Origin of the sequence: Collinsella aerofaciens (genome assembly GCF_001405375.1) — a bacterium.
Taxonomy (GTDB): Bacteria; Actinomycetota; Coriobacteriia; order Coriobacteriales; family Coriobacteriaceae; genus Collinsella; species Collinsella aerofaciens_F.
Map to the genome: position 1 here is coordinate 34,301 of NZ_CYYP01000017.1, position 16,506 is coordinate 50,806.

Below are 16,506 nucleotides of genomic sequence, written 5' to 3' on the forward strand. Positions count from 1 at the left end.
GGCGGGTAGAAGCCGCTATTCAATCCCTATTTCACCGCAACTTAGTCGTTACTTGTGGACCAGTCTGGCACAGAAGTGGCCGTCGTAGGAATCGGCGTTTACCGGCACGCTTTGGAAGAGGCCTCGATCGTTCTGGCGTACAGAGACGAGCTTCTTAGCCTGTTCGAACTCGGGAAGTTGCAGGATCTGCGCCTCGGAGAGCGGTGCGACGCTAAAGCCGGCACCCTCGGGAGAGTTCAGGAAAGCATCCACCACCTGCATGTTCTCCTCATCGAAGACCGAGCACGTCGCATAGATCAGCTCGCCGCCGGCTGTTACGCGCGCAGCAGCCTCTTTGAGCATCGTCAACTGCAGTTTGGGCAGATCAACCGTCACGTCCCTTTCGGTCAGGCGCCACGGGATCTCAGGATGACGGCGCATGGTGCCGGTGCCCGAGCACGGCGCATCGATAAACACCGTGTCGAACAGGGCAGGCTCGCCAAGCATGGCATCAAACGATGTGAGCACCTCATCAAGCTCGCAGGCATCACCCGAAACCGTACGAACGCCCTGAATACCGGCCTTATGCAGGCGAGCGAGATTCAGATCGCACTTGCGATCATGCAGATCGAGCGCCGTATGCTGACGCTCATAGCCCGCACGCTTGGCTTGGCACATCATCACATAGGTCTTGGTACCACGACCGGCACCAATCTCAAGGCAGTTACCAGGGCGCGTGGCAGCTGTAGCGATAAGCTGCGCGTTGAGATCAGATGCCACCGCGGCAGCACGCTCAAACACACCCGAAGCAACGGTAACCTGGGCATCAACCGGGGCATGGCAGCCCGGGAAGACCGGCGCGACGAGCTGCGAGATATACGGATCGGACTTAGTCGCAAAGGCGTTCTCATGCAGGGCCAGCGGCGCAGGTGCCAAGTTGCCGGCAAAGTTAAGCGCACCCTCGGGCGTGTCAAACGACGCCATAATACGAGCGCACAGCCAACGCGGCAGACCCATCAGGCGCGACAAACGAACCAAGCGTCGCTCAGACTCATCCACATCGGACGCAGTGGCAAAGTCCTCAACGTTGTCCGCAACCTTGTGCAGCACCGCGTTAGCCAAGCCCGCGGCAGACTTAGCACCGCTGCGAACCAGCTCAACACCCTGACTCACGGCAACGCGGCCCGGCGTATGCAGATAGAGCATCTCGAAGGCCGAGATGCGAAGCGCCATACGAACGCGCGGCGCGACCTTTTTGGGCTTATCGAGAAACTGATCGAGCAGCTCATCCAAAATGCCCTGCGTGGCGGCAACACCGAGCGCCAAACGAGCGGCAAAAGCTGAATCACGCTGGTCAATGGCCTTGGCGGAAGCACGGGAAGACAACACGTCGCGTGCGTACATACCGCGGCGATCGGCCTCCATCAACACATCGAGCGCAAGCTTGCGCGCGGGAGACAACTTGCTCATGACAGTACACCCCAGCTAAGTTCGGCACCCTGCAGGCCGGCAGCCCAGGCAGAAGCAGCCATGGCACGCTTGCCATCGGGCTTAACCTCGAGCAGTTCAACCGCGCCATCAGAAAGGCCCAGGTAGACACGCTTGCTCTTGACGGCAACAGCGCCCTCGCCAAGCGACACATCGGCCGGCGCAGCATCGAGCACGCGAACCGACTTACCGGCAATCACGCAACGGGCAGGCGCGGTATCGGACGAAGCGAGCACATGACGCACGCAATCGAGCGCCGCCATCTGCGGATCCAGACGCATCTCCTGCTTAGAAATCTTGGCGGCATGGGTAACAAGCGACTCATCTTGCTCAGTCCACACGGCGGTGCCATCGGCAAGCGAAGGAAGCGTATCGGCAAACAGCTTACCGCCCAGCTCGCCAAGCTCCATCGTGAGCGCCTCAGCATGCTTACCGGCAACCGACGTAGACGCCTGGGCACAATACGCGCCCGTATCCACGCCATGCCCAATGCGCATAATGGAAACGCCAGCAACCTCATCACCAGCAAGAATGGCACGCTGAATAGGAGCAGCCCCACGCCAACGAGGCAGCAAGGACGCATGAACATTCACAATACCAAGCGGCGCCATGTGCAGCACCTCATCGGGCAAAATGCAGCCATAAGCAGCCACACAGAAGATATCAGCCTGGGCAGCTTGGAGCGACTCGATAACCTCGGCCGTCATACGATTAGCCTCAACAACCGGCAGGCCAAGCTCGAGCGCCTTGGCCTTAACAGGAGACGGCTCAAGCTTCTTACCGCGCCCACGAACAGCGTCGGGACGAGTAACAACAAGCGCAATCTCATTACCAGCCTCAACAAGCGAAGTCAGCGAAGGCACAGCAAAATCAGGCGTACCCATAAACACAATACGCATAAAGAACGTCTCCCCTCAACCAAAGCCGAGACGGCTACAAATAACAGCGGAAAGCCAAGTACCCGGCCCATCCGCAATAACAATTCAACAAAAACAAATATACCCAAAAACAAAGAAAGAGCCGCATGAAAGCAGCCCTCCCAACAAAGCACCTATCAGCGAAGACGCCCCTCCCTGGCCCGACGGCACCCGGGCAAAACGAAGAGCGACAACGTAGTCCCTGGGATGGGGCCCACACATATCGTCCCGCGCGCAGTTTCGCAGCGCAGCGAGAATGTTTGAGCACGGGATGATATGTGTGGGCCCCATCCCAGGGACGGACAATTAACCTATTCGGTCTCGCCCGGTCGAGCGCCACGGGCCAGGGCGTCCTGGTACTCCTTGACCGCCTTGATCCTCTGCATGGGCTTCAGTCGCTCGAACATGGTGTTGCCGTGCAGGTGATCGATCTCGTGCTGCAGGCACACGCAGAACAGATCGCCCGTGGCCTCATAGCGAATCAGGTTGGCGTCCAGGTCATACGCCTCGACGACGACATGGTCAGGACGCTCAATTTCGCAGCTAATGCCAGGGATGGACAGGCAGCCCTCGCTAAACGGCACCAGATGGTCACTCTGCTCAACAATAACGGGGTTAATGAGCACGTAGGGATCATAGTCGCGCTTGTCGCTGTAATCGCAGTCGATGGTGACAAGCTGAATAAGCTCGCCGATCTGCGGGGCAGCCAGGCCGCAGCCGCCGTTCTCGAACATCATCTTCTTCATTTTCTCGGCAAGCGCCTCGATCGCCGGGGTGATTTCCTCGATGACGGCGCACTCCTGGCGTAAACGAGGGTCGGGCGACAGTACGATTCCGTTGGCTTCCATGGCCATCCTTTCGGGTTGTTACATCAAATCATAGGCGTCGACGTCAACGCTCACGCTCACGCCGCGTACAGAGCCCACCTCTTTGAGGCAGGCGTCGATATCGTCAGAGACATGGTACCCCACGGGCGACTTCACAAGCAGATGGAAGCGGTAACGGTCCTTGGCTCTCTCGATTACACACGAAGCCGGGCCCAGCACCTGGGGCACGGCGCTCCCCGCCCGCAAAAAGTCGGGCGCGGCGGCATGCCAGCGGCGCTTAAGAAGCTTTGCAATGCGCCCGATGTAGTCTTGCGCGTCGTCTCGGTTCGCCGACCACACCAAGATGTTGACCAGGCGAACAAACGGCGGGTATAGCGCGTCGCGGCGCTGATCCAGGTCGTAGTCAGTAAAGATCGAACGGTCATGCTCAGCGACGGCGCGAATGACCGGATCCTCGGGCAGGTAGGTCTGGATGATCACCTCGCCGGGGCGATCGCCGCGACCGGCACGGCCCGCCACCTGCTCGAGCAGGTCGTAGGCACGCTCCCCTGCGCGGAAGTCCGGCAGCTTGAGGGCGAAGTCGGCATTGACCACGCCCACGAGCGTGACCTCGGGAAAGTCGAGACCTTTTGCGATCATTTGGGTGCCCAGCAACACGGCGCAATCGGCCGCATCGAACTGCTCGAGCAGCTTTTTGTGCGCATCCTTGCCGCGCGTGGAATCGGCATCCATGCGAATGATGGCGACGTCCTTGGGAAGCATCTGGTGCAGTGCGTCCTCGATCTGCTGCGTGCCCAGACCCATTTTTGCCAGGTAGCGACTGCCACATTTGGGGCAACGACTCGTGGGCGCGGGATAGGGCTGCACGCGCCAGGACGATCCACAGGTGTGGCACTGCAGCGTGTGCGTGCGTTCGTGGTACGTGAGCGCGGTGGAGCAGTGGTTGCAGGTGGGGACGCAGCCGCACTCGCGGCACATCAGGAACGGCGCAAAGCCACGGCGGTTATGCAGCAGCACGGCCTTCTCGCGGCGTTCGACCACACGCTCCAAGCCCTCCATCAAGGGTTTTGAGAACATGGAGCGGCTACCGTGCGAGAACTCGCGGCGCAGGTCGGCAATGCGGACTGTCGGCAGCACGGCGTGTCCCGGGCGCTCGGGCATCTCGACGCGCGTCCAGGCGGCACCGTTATACGTGCCACGGCGGCAACGGTCGAGGGCCTCGGCAGAAGGCGTGGCGGAGCCCAACACGAGCGGGCAGCGGTAGCGCCGCGCCATCTCCGCCGCCACCTCGCGCGCATGGTAGCGTGGACTGGAGCCCTGCTTGTAGCTGGTCTCGTGCTCCTCGTCGATGATGATGAGGCCCAGGTCACTGAGCGGGCAAAAGAGCGCCGAACGCGCGCCAACGACCACACGCGCGGCACCGCTGGCAACCATGTCCCACTGGTCCAGGCGCTCGCCGGCCGAAAGGCGCGAATGGAACACGGCGACCGTCTCGCCAAAGCGCGAGCGGAAGCGGCCGACGGTTTGGGCCGTCAGCGAGATCTCGGGAACCAACACGCAGGCCGAACGGCCGGCCGCGAGCACGCGCTCAATCGCCGAAAGGTAAACCTCGGTTTTGCCGGAGCCGGTGACGCCGTCGACAAGGACCACGTCTCCGTGGGCGTCAAGACGGGCGCGCTCAATCTGCGCGAGCGCCTTCTGTTGGCCCTTGGTGAGCGCGACCGGCGCCTTGCCGCTTGCCGAGGACAGCGTCGTCTGCTCGCTGCAGCCACGCCACGCACGGCGCTCTTCCACCACCACGACACCGCGTTTTTCGAGCGCCTTGATGGTCGCCGACATGCTGTTATAGAGCAGGTTGAGGTCGCGCGTCGTGACCGGCCCGCACTGGAGCGCCTCGATGAGCTGACGCTGACGGACCGCGGTCTTGGGCGGCGTATAGTCGAAACCCTCGGGCGTAAGCATGACCCAGCGGTTTTGGATAGGCTTGACGGCGGGACGCTCAACGTCCCACACGCCGTCGTCGCCCTTGACCACACGCGGGCTGCCGCCCGGGGGCAAGAACAGGCGCAGGCACTCGGAAAGCGTGGCGACATACTCACGGCTCATCCAGCGCGCGATGCGGGCGGCCTCGGCGGTAAAGAGCGGTTTGCTGAGGATAGCCTCGATGGCTTTAATGCGCACGGGGTCGAGGGCGTTGTTACCCTGCAGATCGCCCAGCTCAGGCGCAATGTCGACGATATAGCCCGCGGCCGAACGGTTACCAAAGTGGACCAGGACCGTGGATCCGATCTGCACCTCATTGGCAAGGGGTTGAGGAATGCCATAGGCAAACGGCTCGGACAGCGCACGCGTCGGGATGTCGAGGACCACGCTCGCATAGGCAGCGATGGGCTCAGGTGCAGGCTCGGGCTTGGCTGGGGCAGCAGCGGATGCCGATGCCACCGTAGTCTCCTCCGGTTCCGGCGAACCAAACAGCGAAAGTTGCTCGGCCATGACCCCAGCACCTCCTATCCCATACGTCTACAGAAACAAGAGCCCCGCTCGGGTGAACGGGACTCGGATACAAACGTTTGCGCAGCGATTACAGTGCCATCGTGCGGGCGCGGTCGATGCGCGCCAGGCAGTCGTCGCGACCGACGAGCGCCATGGTCTCGCCCAGCGGGGGGCTCACCATGTTGCCGCAAACGGCGACGCGCACGGCCTGGAACACCACGCGCTTCTTAAGGTCCATCTGCTCGGGAAGCGGCTCAAGCGCGGCGTCGATGTTGGCAGCCGTCCACTCGTCCACGCCCTCGAGCGCGGCCTTGGCGGCATCCAGAATGGCACCCATGCCCTCCTTGGCCAGGCCCTTGTTGACGGACTTCTCGTCATACTCGAGCGTCTCGGCCGTAGCGAAGATGGGAGCGGCGACGGTCACGGCGTCGGTCGGCATCTTGGTGCGCGGCTTGACAATGGCGGCAAGCGCGTCGATCCAGTCCTCGCCGTACTCGACATTACCCTCGATGAGACCAGCCTCGTGCAGCTCGGGGACCATGATCTCGTCGGCAAACTGAGCATCGGACATGCCGTTGATGTACTCGGCGTTAACCCAATCGAGCTTCTTGGGGTCGAAGGTCGCCGGGTTTTTGGAGATGCGGTCGAGCGAGAACTTGCTGGCCAGGACATCGCGCGGGATGATCGTGGTCTCGCCGTCGAGCGACCAGCCGAGCAGCGCCAGGTAGTTGACGAAGGCGTCGGACAGGTAGCCGGCGTCGCGGTACTCCTCCACCGAGGTGGCGCCGTGGCGCTTGGAGAGCTTCTTGCCGTCGGCGCCCAGAATCATGGAGATGTGGGCGAACGTGGGCACAGGCGCGCCGAGGGCCTCATAGACCATGACCTGACGCGGGGTGTTGGACAGGTGGTCGTCGCCACGGATGACATGGGTGATCTTCATCATAGCGTCGTCGACGACGGTCGCGAAGTTGTACGTGGGCGTGCCATCGGAGCGGAAGATGACAAAGTCGTCGAGCTCCTTGGCGTCGAAGGTCACCTCGCCGTGGACGGCGTCGTGGATGACGACGTCGCCGCGGTCCTCGGGAACCTTGATACGCAGGACGTAGGACTCGCCAGCCTCGATGCGGCGGCGGGCCTCCTCGGGATCAAGATCGCGGCAACGGCGCTGATAGCCCTGGAAGGGGTCCTTGCGCTCCTGCGCGGCCTTGCGGTCGGCGTCGAGCTGCTCCTTGGTGCAGAAGCAGGGATAGGCCTTGCCCTCGTCCCAAAGCTTCTGGGCGGCCTGCTTATACAGGTCCAGGCGCTCGGTCTGGGCGTAGGGGCCAAAATCGCCGCCCACCTCGGGACCCTCGTCCCAGTCCAGGCCCAGCCAACGCATGGCGCGCAGGATGATCTGCGTGTTCTCGTCTGTGGAGCGGGTGGGGTCGGTGTCGTCGATGCGCAGGATGAACGTGCCGCCGTTTGCGCGGGCGAAAGCCCAGTTATAGATAGCGGTGCGGGCGCCGCCGATGTGCAGCTTGCCCGTCGGTGAGGGTGCAAAGCGGACGCGAACGTCTGATGCCATGGAAATCTCCTCGATTGCAGGATGGATGTCTAACCGCACCAGTATAAAGCATCAAAGCAACCTCCGCACAAAGGGCACCGACCTACTCATTGGGGTAGCTAATTTGGGACGGGGCTTTTTTGACTAATTCTTGTCCCCTCGCACAGAGGGATGATTTTTCTAGGACGGGGACGAAAAAATCATCAGGCGGATGGAGCGGTTAAAGTAGTCAAAAATGCCCCGTCCCAAATTAGCTACCCAATGGCTCGGTGCGGAAAGGGTGTGAATGTTTGATTTACGCGCTATGATGTGCCCTTGCATAGAGAGCCCGGCGGAATGGTAACGGTCGCCGGGACACGTTTTTGAAAGGACAATCATGTCAGAAGAACTTCGTTCCATCCCGCCCCAACACGGGTCCTTTGTTTTTACGTCGGAGTCGGTGACCGAAGGTCATCCCGATAAGATCGCTGACCAGATCAGCGACGCCGTCCTCGACGCAATCCTCGCCAAAGAAATAGAGCTCCAGGAGCAGGGTTACATCGCCCCCAACGGCGTGCCTGCCAACGTGGAGAACGTCCGCTGCGCCTGCGAGACCCTCGTGACCACCGGCACCGTCATCGTCGCCGGCGAAATTCGCACCCAGGCCTATGTCGACGTACAGGAAATCGCCCGCGGCGTTATCCGCCGCATTGGCTACAACCGCGCCAAATTCGGTTTTGACTGCGATACCTGCGGCGTTATGAGCCTCATCCACGAGCAGTCGCCCGATATCGCCCAGGGCGTTGACGAGTCCTTCGAGACCCAGACCGGCGCTACCACCGACCCGATCGACCTGATCGGTGCCGGCGACCAGGGCATGATGTTCGGTTATGCCTCCAACGAGACCAAGACCCTCATGCCCATGCCACACTACCTGGCAAGCCGCCTGGCCGAGCGCCTGGCCGCCGTGCGTCACGACGGTACCCTCGCCTATCTGCGTCCCGACGGCAAGACCCAGGTCACCGTGCGCTACGAGGAAGGCAAGCCCGTCGAGGTCACGACCATCGTCATCTCCACGCAGCACGCCGCCGAGATCGAGGACATGGGCAAGATCAAGGCCGACCTCATCGAGCACGTCATCACCCCGGTCATGGCCGCCGAGAACATGCCGTGGGACAACGCGGACATCTACGTGAACCCCACCGGTCGCTTTGTCGTGGGCGGCCCCATGGGCGACACGGGCCTCACCGGCCGCAAGATCATCGTCGACACCTACGGCGGCTACGGCCGTCACGGCGGCGGTGCCTTTAGCGGAAAGGACTGCACCAAGGTTGACCGCTCCGCCGCGTATGCCGCGCGCTGGGTCGCCAAGAACGTGGTCGCCGCCGGTCTGGCCGACCGCTGCGAGGTCGAGCTTGCCTACGCCATCGGCGTTTCCAAGCCTCTTTCAATCATGGTCGACACCTTCGGTACCGCGCATGTTGCCGAGGCCAAGATCGTTGAAGCCGTAGAGAAGACCTTCGACCTGCGCCCGGGCGCAATCATCCGCGACCTAGACCTGCGCCGCCCCATCTACGAAAAGACGGCAGCCTACGGTCACTTCGGCCGAGAAGACGCCGACTTCACCTGGGAAAAAACCGACCGAGTCGAAGAACTCAAGGCAGCCTGCGGCCTGTAAGCTTGCGAGAAAAGCTACAGCCAAATAACAACGCACCAAAAGAAGTACCGGCCCCAACCGGTACTTCTTTTTTATTTAAAGGTGGTGAAGATGAGCCTACCTGGGACATGGAATAAATCACAGGCCGATAAATTTTGCAGCAGAGCGACTCCAACCATGTATCCTAAGTTCCGAGGGCTTTGGTATTTGGTCGATCGCGAGTTCCGCACGAGACGGAGGCCACTTAATGTGGCCTCCGTGCGAGCCAGAACTGTAGAGCAGGCGACCAAATACCAAAGCCCTCGGAACGACGGGACAAGTATGCCCCGCCCCTCGGGACGACGGGATAGATAAGGAGCATCCATGGCAGGCAAGCCGCAAACACTAGCTACGACCTCGGCATTCGAGATCTTGGGCCCCGTCATGGTCGGCCCCAGCTCGTCGCACACCGCCGGCGCCCTGCGCTGCGCACAGGTTGCCGCCAGCCTGCTGGAAGGTCGCATCACCAAGGTCACCTTTGGCCTGTGGAACTCCTTCGCCCACACCTACCGCGGCCACGGCACCGACCGTGCGCTCGTCGCGGGCATCCTGGGCCTCGACACCGATGACGAGAATATCAAGCAGGCCTTCGACCTCGCTCGCGAGCAGGGCCTCGAATATCACTTTGACATCAAGGGCGACGACGCCTCCATCCACCCCAACACCGTCGACATCGATATGGTCGACGACACGGGCGCCACGGCGCAGGTCCGCGGCGAGAGCCTGGGCGGCGGCAAGATGCGCATCAGCCGCATTAACGGCGTCGGCGTCGACATCTCGGGCATGTATCCCACGCTCTTCGTGGCGCACAAGGACGTTCCCGGCGTGCTCGCCGCGCTCACGAACCTGCTCGCCTACGCCCACGTGAACATCGCCTTCTGCCGCACCTACCGCACCGAAGTGGGCGGCCAGGCCTACTCCGTCTTTGAGACCGACGGCGCGTCCGACGACACCGTCGTCCCCATGTTACGCAAGCTCGACAATGTCGATTACGCGACCTTTATCGAGCTCCCCGGTTCTGCCTCGTCGCTCTCCCCCGGCGTCTCGGCCAAGGAGATCTTCGACGACGGCGAGCAGCTGCTCGATGCGTGCGAGGAACTGGGGCTCAGCATCGGCGCCATCATGGCCGTGCGCGAGGCGCGCCTGACCGGCGAGGCCCACGCCGTCGCCGCCATGCGCCGTGTGCTCGACGTCATGCGCGAGGAGACCACGGCCCCCATCGCCAACCCGCAGCGATCGCTCGGCGGGCTTATCGGCGGGGAGGCCAAGCTCGTCGATGCCACCGGCCGCAACGATTTGAGCACAAGCCTGATGGGCGCCGTCCAGACCGACGCCGTGGCCCGCGCCATGGCCGTGCTCGAGCGCTCGGCCACGATGGGCGTAATCGTCGCAGCTCCGACGGCAGGATCCGCGGGTGTTGTGCCCGGCTGCGTGCTGGCGCTCGCCGATCGCCTGCAGCTCGACGACGAGCAAGTCATGGACGCGCTCTACTGCGCAGCCGCCATCGGCCTCAACCTCACCACAAGCGCCTGCGTTGCCGGCGCCGAGGGCGGCTGTCAAGCCGAGGTGGGAAGCGCCGCCGCCATGGCGGCCGCCGCGCTGGTGCAGATGCTCGGCGGTACGCCCGAGCAGGCGCTCGACGCCAGTTCCATCGCGCTGAGTAACCTGCTGGGCCTCGTTTGTGACCCCGTCGGGGGCCTCGTGGAGGTGCCCTGCCAAAACCGTAACGCCATCGGCGTGGCAGCGGCCTTCAGCTCGGCACAACTCGCCCTCGCAGGCATTAAGAGCTTGGTGCCGTTTGACCAGATGGCACATGTCATGCTCTCGGTGGGCCACGCTTTACCGGCCACGCTGCGCGAGACGGCAAAGGGCGGCATCGCGCAGGCTCCGGCCGCACTTTCGGCCTGTGCAAAATGCGGTGTGTGCGGATAGCGACAAAGAACGATCCAAAGGTGGGACATTTGTCCCAGCTCTTTCGAATGCCACCGTTTCCGTACCACAAACAGCAGGGCAATCGCTATAATGCATGCCCAGTAAAAACACGATGAGCCGCAAGGCGAAAATCGAAGGATATGCATACGATGTCGCAAAACGATCGAACTCAACTGATTCCCGATCCGCAGCAGCCGAGCAGGCACACCGGCGGCGTTCAGTCGCCGCGTCCTATCGCGCCGAGCCACGGTCAGCAGCGTAGTGCAGCAAACGCTTCCCAACGCCCGAACCAACAGCGACAGCAGCGTCAACAACGTCAGCAGCACCAGGCAAACGGCAATGCGCCCAAGCAGCCCCCCACGCACGCTCGAGGCGATCGTGGCCCCGCGCGCAAACCCGCCGACAACAATAAGTCGGGCAAAAAGACGACGCTCTATGTCGTCCTGGGTCTAATCGTCATTGTCTATATCGTAGGCGTCGTAGCGTTTTCGCAGGTAGCCTACCCCAACACCACCATCGCCGGCGTCGACGTCTCGTTCTCCAACGCTTCGTCTGCCGCTACCAAGGTCAACTCGGCATGGAAGCACTATAAGCTCGCCGTGACAGGCGATGACTTTAGCTGGACCTATCAGCCCGAGTCCGATGAACCCATCGTCGACGGAGAAGCTGCCGCAAAAGAGATCATCAGCCACAACGAAGCCTTTGTATGGCCGGTCCGTCTTGTGGAATCCTTAAGCGGCAAGACCAAAACAACCGCTACCTCCAACGAAGTCGATCTTGATCAAGACGTCGACCTGTCCATGCTCTCCGACGCCTTTGACCAAAAGCAGTTTCAGGAGGATCTGGGCGCCGCCATCGACGAGTTTAACGAGGGGCGTTCGGGCACGTTCGAGGCCAATAGCTCCTATGACGAGCAGGCAGGCAAGTTTACCGTCGAGAAGGCCCGCTCCAACGAAAAACTCAACCGCGAGCATGTCATTAAGTATGCCGAGCTCGAGCTTGCCTCGCTGGCCGAGACCGTAGATCTTTCCAAGCTCGGTAACGATGCCTATGAGCCGCTCAATGGAACGCTGACCGATGATCAGATTCAGGCCGCATGCGATGCCGCCAACAACTTCTTGGGCGTCAACGTGACCCTCAAGCTCAACGGCGAGGATGCCGGCAAGGTCGACGGCAGCTCCGTGTTGCAGTGGATCAGCTTTGCCGATCCGGCCAACCCCACGCTCGATACGTCGCAGATCAGTAGCTGGGCAGCCGAGCTCGCCAACGGCTTTAATACCGTGGGCTCCACTCGCTGGTGGACGCGCGCCGATGGCAAGCAGTGCGCCGTCGAAGGCGGTGACTTTGGTTGGTCCATCGACAGCAGCTCGCTCGCCAAGCAGGTCGAGGACGCCATTAACAACAAGCAGACCGGCGAGATCGAGATCAAGTACTCCCAGAAGGCCGACACCTTTACCGCAAAGGGAGAGCCCGACTGGAAGGCGTATATCGACGTCGACCTGTCCGAGCAGCACGCGCGCTACTATGACGAGAACGGTAATATCGTTTGGGAGGCCAACTTTATTTCCGGCAAACCGGGCGAAGACGCCACCCCCGAGGGCGTGTGGCAGATCAACAGCAACGACGGCGGCAGCACCCTGATCGGAGCCAAGGACCCCGAGACTGGTAAGCCCAAATACGAGAGCCCGGTGAGCTACTGGATGCCGTTCGAGGGCAATATGATCGGCTTCCACGACGCTACATGGCAAAACGACAAGAGCTTCGATAATGCCGAGTCGTACAAGTGGTGCGGCAGCCACGGTTGCATCAACCTGCGCCTGGCCGACGCCAAGGCACTTCACGACTGCATCAAAGTCGGCCTGTGCGTGGTTGTCCACTCATAGTGCAACGCGCGCATTCCTACAACGTGGAACTGCTGCGACCAATCTAACAGTACCGAAAGAAACCGTCCTATGCGCCCGCCCCAACCGGTGGGCGCATATACTTATCAAGGTACTTTCTATAAAGGAGACGCTATGCCGAATGCCCCCACGATCACCCCGGGCCCAGATGATACCGAGCGCACGCCCGAAGGTGCCACCGAAACGATTCCTCTGATTACAAACGTACATGCCGACAAACAGAGCGGACGCACGAACGATACGGCCGAGATTTCCGATGAAGAGGCATATGCCAAGCTCAAGGCAAAACGTGCCGAACGTCGACGCAAAAAGCTGATTCGACGCGGTATTGCCGCCGGCGTCGTGGGCGCCATCGCGCTCATTGCCATTGTCGCAACCCTTGTTATCAATGCGCAGCCACAGGGCGCTAGCGGGCCTGTGACCGACATGGTGACCGAGGGCACATTTACCACAACGGTCGAAGCGAAAGGCCAGCTCAAACCCATTTCGTCCTCAGTGGTCTCCCCTTCTGTCGACGGCACGGTCGATTCGATCAACGTGCAGGCAGGCCAATCCGTCAACGAGGGCGACGTACTCATGACCATTAAAAACGACGAGCTCGATCGCACCGTTGCCGAGGCGCAGCGTGCAGTTGCGGCCGCTCAGGAAGACCTCACCAACGCGCAGAAAGCCGTAGCTGCCGCACAGGCCGCCCCAACGACGGACGTCGATGGAGCTTCCGCCGCGGCTGGCATCTCCGCCGCATCAGCGGACACGAACGCCGTATCGGCCGCGCAGCGCAGCCTCGCATCGGCCCAGGCAAACCTCGATCAGGCGAACGCCAAGGCCGCCAGCCGTACGGTCACGGCCCCGAGCTCGGGCAGCATCGTGGAGCTCAACGCCAAGGTGGGCGCCACGGTAACAGGCGGCATGATCATGGGCGAAAGCGATACGAGCGGCGGCAAGCAGTGCATGCAGATCGCCGACCTATCCAAGATGAAGGTGACCGTGCAGGTGGGCGAAAAGGACATCGCCAAGATCGCCGTTGGGCAGAGTGCCAACGTCACGTATCCCGCGTTTCCCGATATCGTGAGTCAGGGAACGGTCACGGCCATCGCCTCGGTGGCAAACTCCGACTCCAGCTACGGCGGCGGCAGCGTAACCTTTAACGTCGACATCCTCATCGAGGCGCCCGACGCGCGCCTGAAGCCGGGCATGACGGCCGAGGTCTCGGTGGTGACCGAGCAGCTCGACGACGTGGTGATGGTGCCGACGATGGCGCTCATGACCGAAGACGGCGAGAACTATTACGTCAACGTGGCGACCGATGACGAGGGCAAGCAAACCCGTCGCGTGAAGGTGACCGTCGTGACGCAAAACGACAACGAAGCTGTGGTCGGCAAGACGCAGGTTAAGCGCGATGACCAGGGCAACGAAATAAACCCTGGCGTGCCCACAACCAAACTGCGCGATGGCGACACCCTCGTCATGGACACCGGAGCGGACGCAACGGCTGACGGCGGCTACAGCACGGATTCGGGCAGCATGTCTGCCGACGAGGGTATGTAATGCGCCCCGTCATCGACATTCGCAACGTGCACCGCATCTTTGAGAGCGAGGCAGGTTGCGCCCACATCCTGCACAACGTGAGCCTGGCGGTAAATCCCGGCGAATTCGTCGCTATCACCGGCCCCTCGGGCTCGGGCAAGTCGACGCTCATGAACATCCTAGGCTGCCTGGATAAGCCGACGGCGGGCGACTACTACCTGCAAGGGCTCAACGTGGCCGAGCTCGATGATGACGAACTCACCGAAATCCGCGCCCTGAGCATTGGCTTTGTCTTTCAGAGCTTCAACCTGCTGCCGCGCCTGTCGGTTATCGAAAACGTGATGCTGCCGCTGGCCTACACCAATGTGCCCCGTAGCCAGCGCGAAATGCGCGCCGTGCACGCGCTGCAGGCTGTCACGTTGCCCGTCGACCACTGGGACCACCGCATATCCGAGCTCTCGGGCGGCCAGATGCAACGCGTCGCAATCGCGCGCGCCCTCGTCAATGACCCGCCCATCATTCTGGCCGATGAGCCGACGGGAAACCTGGACTCCGCTACCGGAGCGCTTGTGATGGAGACCTTCCATAAGCTCCAGAAGCGCGGCAAAACCATCGTGCTTATCACACACGACCCCGGCATCGCCGCCGAGGCCGACCGTGCCGTGACCATCCGCGACGGTCACATTCACGACGGCGCGTATATTCCACATGCACCGCGAACCCTGCGCAGCGCCGTAGATAGCCTGCCCATGATTTCCGCCTCCGCCAACCCGCCGAAAGGAGTGGTGGCATGAGCGCCCGCGATCTCATCCAGGATGCCCTTCACTCGCTCGAAGCCAACAAGGGGCGCAGCCTGCTCACCATCCTGGGCATTGTCATCGGCATCGCCTCGGTAATCGCCATGACTTCGCTCATCGGCGGCATCCAAAACAGCCTGGTCAACAGTCTGGGCCTCAATGCAGCACGCATGGTGCAAATCTATTCGTCGCAAGAACTCACCGAGTCCGACATCGAGAAGCTTCAAAAACTGGTGCCGCAAATAGAGCAGATCGGCATTGTCGACAGCGCGTATACCGAGTACAAGACCGGCGATAAAAGCTATACCGTCATGGCACAAGGTGTCGATAGCGACATGCTAGACGCCGTGGGGGCCAGCAAGCTCGTTGCGGGGCGCACCTATTCCCAGGCCGAGTCCCAATCAGGCTCGCGTGTGGCGCTCATCAGCCGCAACGGCGCCGATCAGCTGTACGGCAACGAACAGGATGCGCTGGGGAAAACCATCAAGGTGTCCAACGGCGAGGTGCAGATTGTAGGCGTGATTGATGGCGGCAGCGACTCCATGGGCTCGCTCACGCTGTATATGCCACGCGAAACCATCTCCGGGCTGTTTGGCGACGAGAATCCTTCATTCCCCAGCGTGACGGCACTTGCCGCCGAGGGCACAGACATGGACGAGCTTTGTAAGACCATCGAGTCCAAGGTGCGCGCGATGAAGGGCATCGAGGAGGAGGATGAGTACGACAGTGTATCGGCAACATCCATGAAAAGCGCCATCGATACACTCAACTCCTTTATGGGCGCGTTCTCGCTCATCATGGGTGCTGTCGCCAGCATCTCGCTGCTTGTCGGCGGTATCGGCATTATGAACATGATGCTCACCAACGTGACTGAGCGCATCCGCGAGATCGGTATTCGCCGTGCTCTGGGCGCAAGTCGTCGCGATATCACCGCGCAGTTTTTGGCCGAGTCTTCGGCGCTGTGCGTCACCGGCGGACTGTTGGGTGTCCTGATTGGCTATCTGCTGGCCTGGGCTCTTGCGATGTTTGCCGCAGGATCAGGGGTTCTCGGCGAGCTCGGTGCCAGCGGGCAAATCACACCGAGCTTTTCAATCGCCACGGTATTGCTGGCCTTCGCCGTCTCCGTCGGCATCGGCGTAATCTTTGGCTTCTACCCCGCTCGCCGCGCGGCAAAGCTCGACCCGGTGGATTGCCTACGCTACCAGTAAGCCACCACCAACAAGTTGCGGTGAATTAGGGACTGAATATGCTATCTAGTAGCAAAACAGACACTATTTCACCGCAACTTATTGAAGGGCTGCTTGCGCCAGTTCCGGGCGTCGTCCTCGAGCTATTGGCGGATGACGGGCTTGTACGGGTCGAGCTTGCTCGGGGCGCTCCTCCTCGCGGGCGGGAGGGCGCGCAGGCGCGGCGAGCGCCTAGCGCGC

The 16,506-nt window shown here is 61.6% G+C and carries 11 protein-coding genes; 6 read left to right on the forward strand and 5 right to left on the reverse strand.

The window, feature by feature from the left end; genetic code table 11:
* Window positions 1-48 precede the first annotated feature (48 nt).
* The 5 genes from ARB25_RS08485 to gltX form a co-directional block, all read right to left on the reverse strand.
* Window positions 49-1,449, reverse strand: a complete 1,401-nt coding sequence (locus ARB25_RS08485; protein WP_055287352.1) for an RsmB/NOP family class I SAM-dependent RNA methyltransferase — start codon at window positions 1,447-1,449, stop codon at window positions 49-51.
* Window positions 1,446-2,366, reverse strand: coding sequence for a methionyl-tRNA formyltransferase (gene fmt, locus ARB25_RS08490; protein ID WP_055287353.1), 921 nt, complete (start codon window positions 2,364-2,366; stop codon window positions 1,446-1,448). The genes ARB25_RS08485 and fmt overlap by 4 nt, the downstream gene beginning before the upstream one ends.
* A 329-nt stretch (window positions 2,367-2,695) precedes the next feature.
* Window positions 2,696-3,232: a peptide deformylase gene (gene def / locus ARB25_RS08495; protein ID WP_055287354.1), complete on the reverse strand. Its 537-nt coding sequence runs from the start codon at window positions 3,230-3,232 to the stop codon at window positions 2,696-2,698.
* A gap of 18 nt (window positions 3,233-3,250) precedes the next feature.
* On the reverse strand, window positions 3,251-5,704 hold the full coding sequence (priA, locus tag ARB25_RS08500; RefSeq protein ID WP_253276078.1) for a replication restart helicase PriA: 2,454 nt from the start codon (window positions 5,702-5,704) through the stop codon (window positions 3,251-3,253).
* A gap of 88 nt (window positions 5,705-5,792) precedes the next feature.
* Window positions 5,793-7,268: a glutamate--tRNA ligase gene (gene gltX / locus ARB25_RS08505; RefSeq protein WP_055287356.1), complete on the reverse strand. Its 1,476-nt coding sequence runs from the start codon at window positions 7,266-7,268 to the stop codon at window positions 5,793-5,795.
* 355 nt (window positions 7,269-7,623) lie between these two features.
* Here gltX and metK point away from each other — a divergent pair, with 355 nt between their 5' ends.
* The 6 genes from metK (at window position 7,624) to ARB25_RS08535 (ending at window position 16,287) form a co-directional block, all read left to right on the forward strand.
* The gene (gene metK / locus ARB25_RS08510) at window positions 7,624-8,904 is read left to right on the forward strand and encodes a methionine adenosyltransferase (protein WP_055287358.1); all 1,281 of its coding nucleotides are present in this window, start codon (window positions 7,624-7,626) and stop codon (window positions 8,902-8,904) included.
* 342 nt (window positions 8,905-9,246) lie between these two features.
* On the forward strand, window positions 9,247-10,854 hold the full coding sequence (gene sdaAA / locus ARB25_RS08515) for an L-serine ammonia-lyase, iron-sulfur-dependent, subunit alpha (protein ID WP_055287360.1): 1,608 nt from the start codon (window positions 9,247-9,249) through the stop codon (window positions 10,852-10,854).
* A gap of 149 nt (window positions 10,855-11,003) precedes the next feature.
* A complete protein-coding gene (locus tag ARB25_RS08520; RefSeq protein WP_055287362.1) occupies window positions 11,004-12,737 on the forward strand; it encodes a L,D-transpeptidase in 1,734 nt (577 codons plus the stop codon).
* 132 nt (window positions 12,738-12,869) lie between these two features.
* On the forward strand, window positions 12,870-14,303 hold the full coding sequence (locus ARB25_RS08525) for an efflux RND transporter periplasmic adaptor subunit (protein WP_055287364.1): 1,434 nt from the start codon (window positions 12,870-12,872) through the stop codon (window positions 14,301-14,303).
* A complete protein-coding gene (locus tag ARB25_RS08530; protein ID WP_055287366.1) occupies window positions 14,303-15,076 on the forward strand; it encodes an ABC transporter ATP-binding protein in 774 nt (257 codons plus the stop codon). The genes ARB25_RS08525 and ARB25_RS08530 overlap by 1 nt, the downstream gene beginning before the upstream one ends.
* The gene (locus ARB25_RS08535; protein ID WP_055287368.1) at window positions 15,073-16,287 is read left to right on the forward strand and encodes an ABC transporter permease; all 1,215 of its coding nucleotides are present in this window, start codon (window positions 15,073-15,075) and stop codon (window positions 16,285-16,287) included. Before ARB25_RS08530 ends, ARB25_RS08535 begins: the two co-directional genes overlap by 4 nt.
* Window positions 16,288-16,506: the final 219 nt, after the last annotated feature.

Bases quoted from the DNA above. Each gene is read 5' to 3' on its own strand.
- gltX (WP_055287356.1), bottom strand. From the start codon at position 7,268: ATGGCATCAGACGTTCGCGTCCGCTTTGCACCCTCACCGACGGGCAAG.
- ARB25_RS08530 (WP_055287366.1), top strand. From the start codon at position 14,303: ATGCGCCCCGTCATCGACATTCGCAACGTGCACCGCATCTTTGAGAGC.
- ARB25_RS08535 (WP_055287368.1), top strand. From the start codon at position 15,073: ATGAGCGCCCGCGATCTCATCCAGGATGCCCTTCACTCGCTCGAAGCC.
- priA (WP_253276078.1), bottom strand. From the start codon at position 5,704: ATGGCCGAGCAACTTTCGCTGTTTGGTTCGCCGGAACCGGAGGAGACT.
- ARB25_RS08520 (WP_055287362.1), top strand. From the start codon at position 11,004: ATGTCGCAAAACGATCGAACTCAACTGATTCCCGATCCGCAGCAGCCG.
- ARB25_RS08485 (WP_055287352.1), bottom strand. From the start codon at position 1,449: ATGAGCAAGTTGTCTCCCGCGCGCAAGCTTGCGCTCGATGTGTTGATG.
- def (WP_055287354.1), bottom strand. From the start codon at position 3,232: ATGGAAGCCAACGGAATCGTACTGTCGCCCGACCCTCGTTTACGCCAG.
- sdaAA (WP_055287360.1), top strand. From the start codon at position 9,247: ATGGCAGGCAAGCCGCAAACACTAGCTACGACCTCGGCATTCGAGATC.
- ARB25_RS08525 (WP_055287364.1), top strand. From the start codon at position 12,870: ATGCCGAATGCCCCCACGATCACCCCGGGCCCAGATGATACCGAGCGC.
- fmt (WP_055287353.1), bottom strand. From the start codon at position 2,366: ATGCGTATTGTGTTTATGGGTACGCCTGATTTTGCTGTGCCTTCGCTG.
- metK (WP_055287358.1), top strand. From the start codon at position 7,624: ATGTCAGAAGAACTTCGTTCCATCCCGCCCCAACACGGGTCCTTTGTT.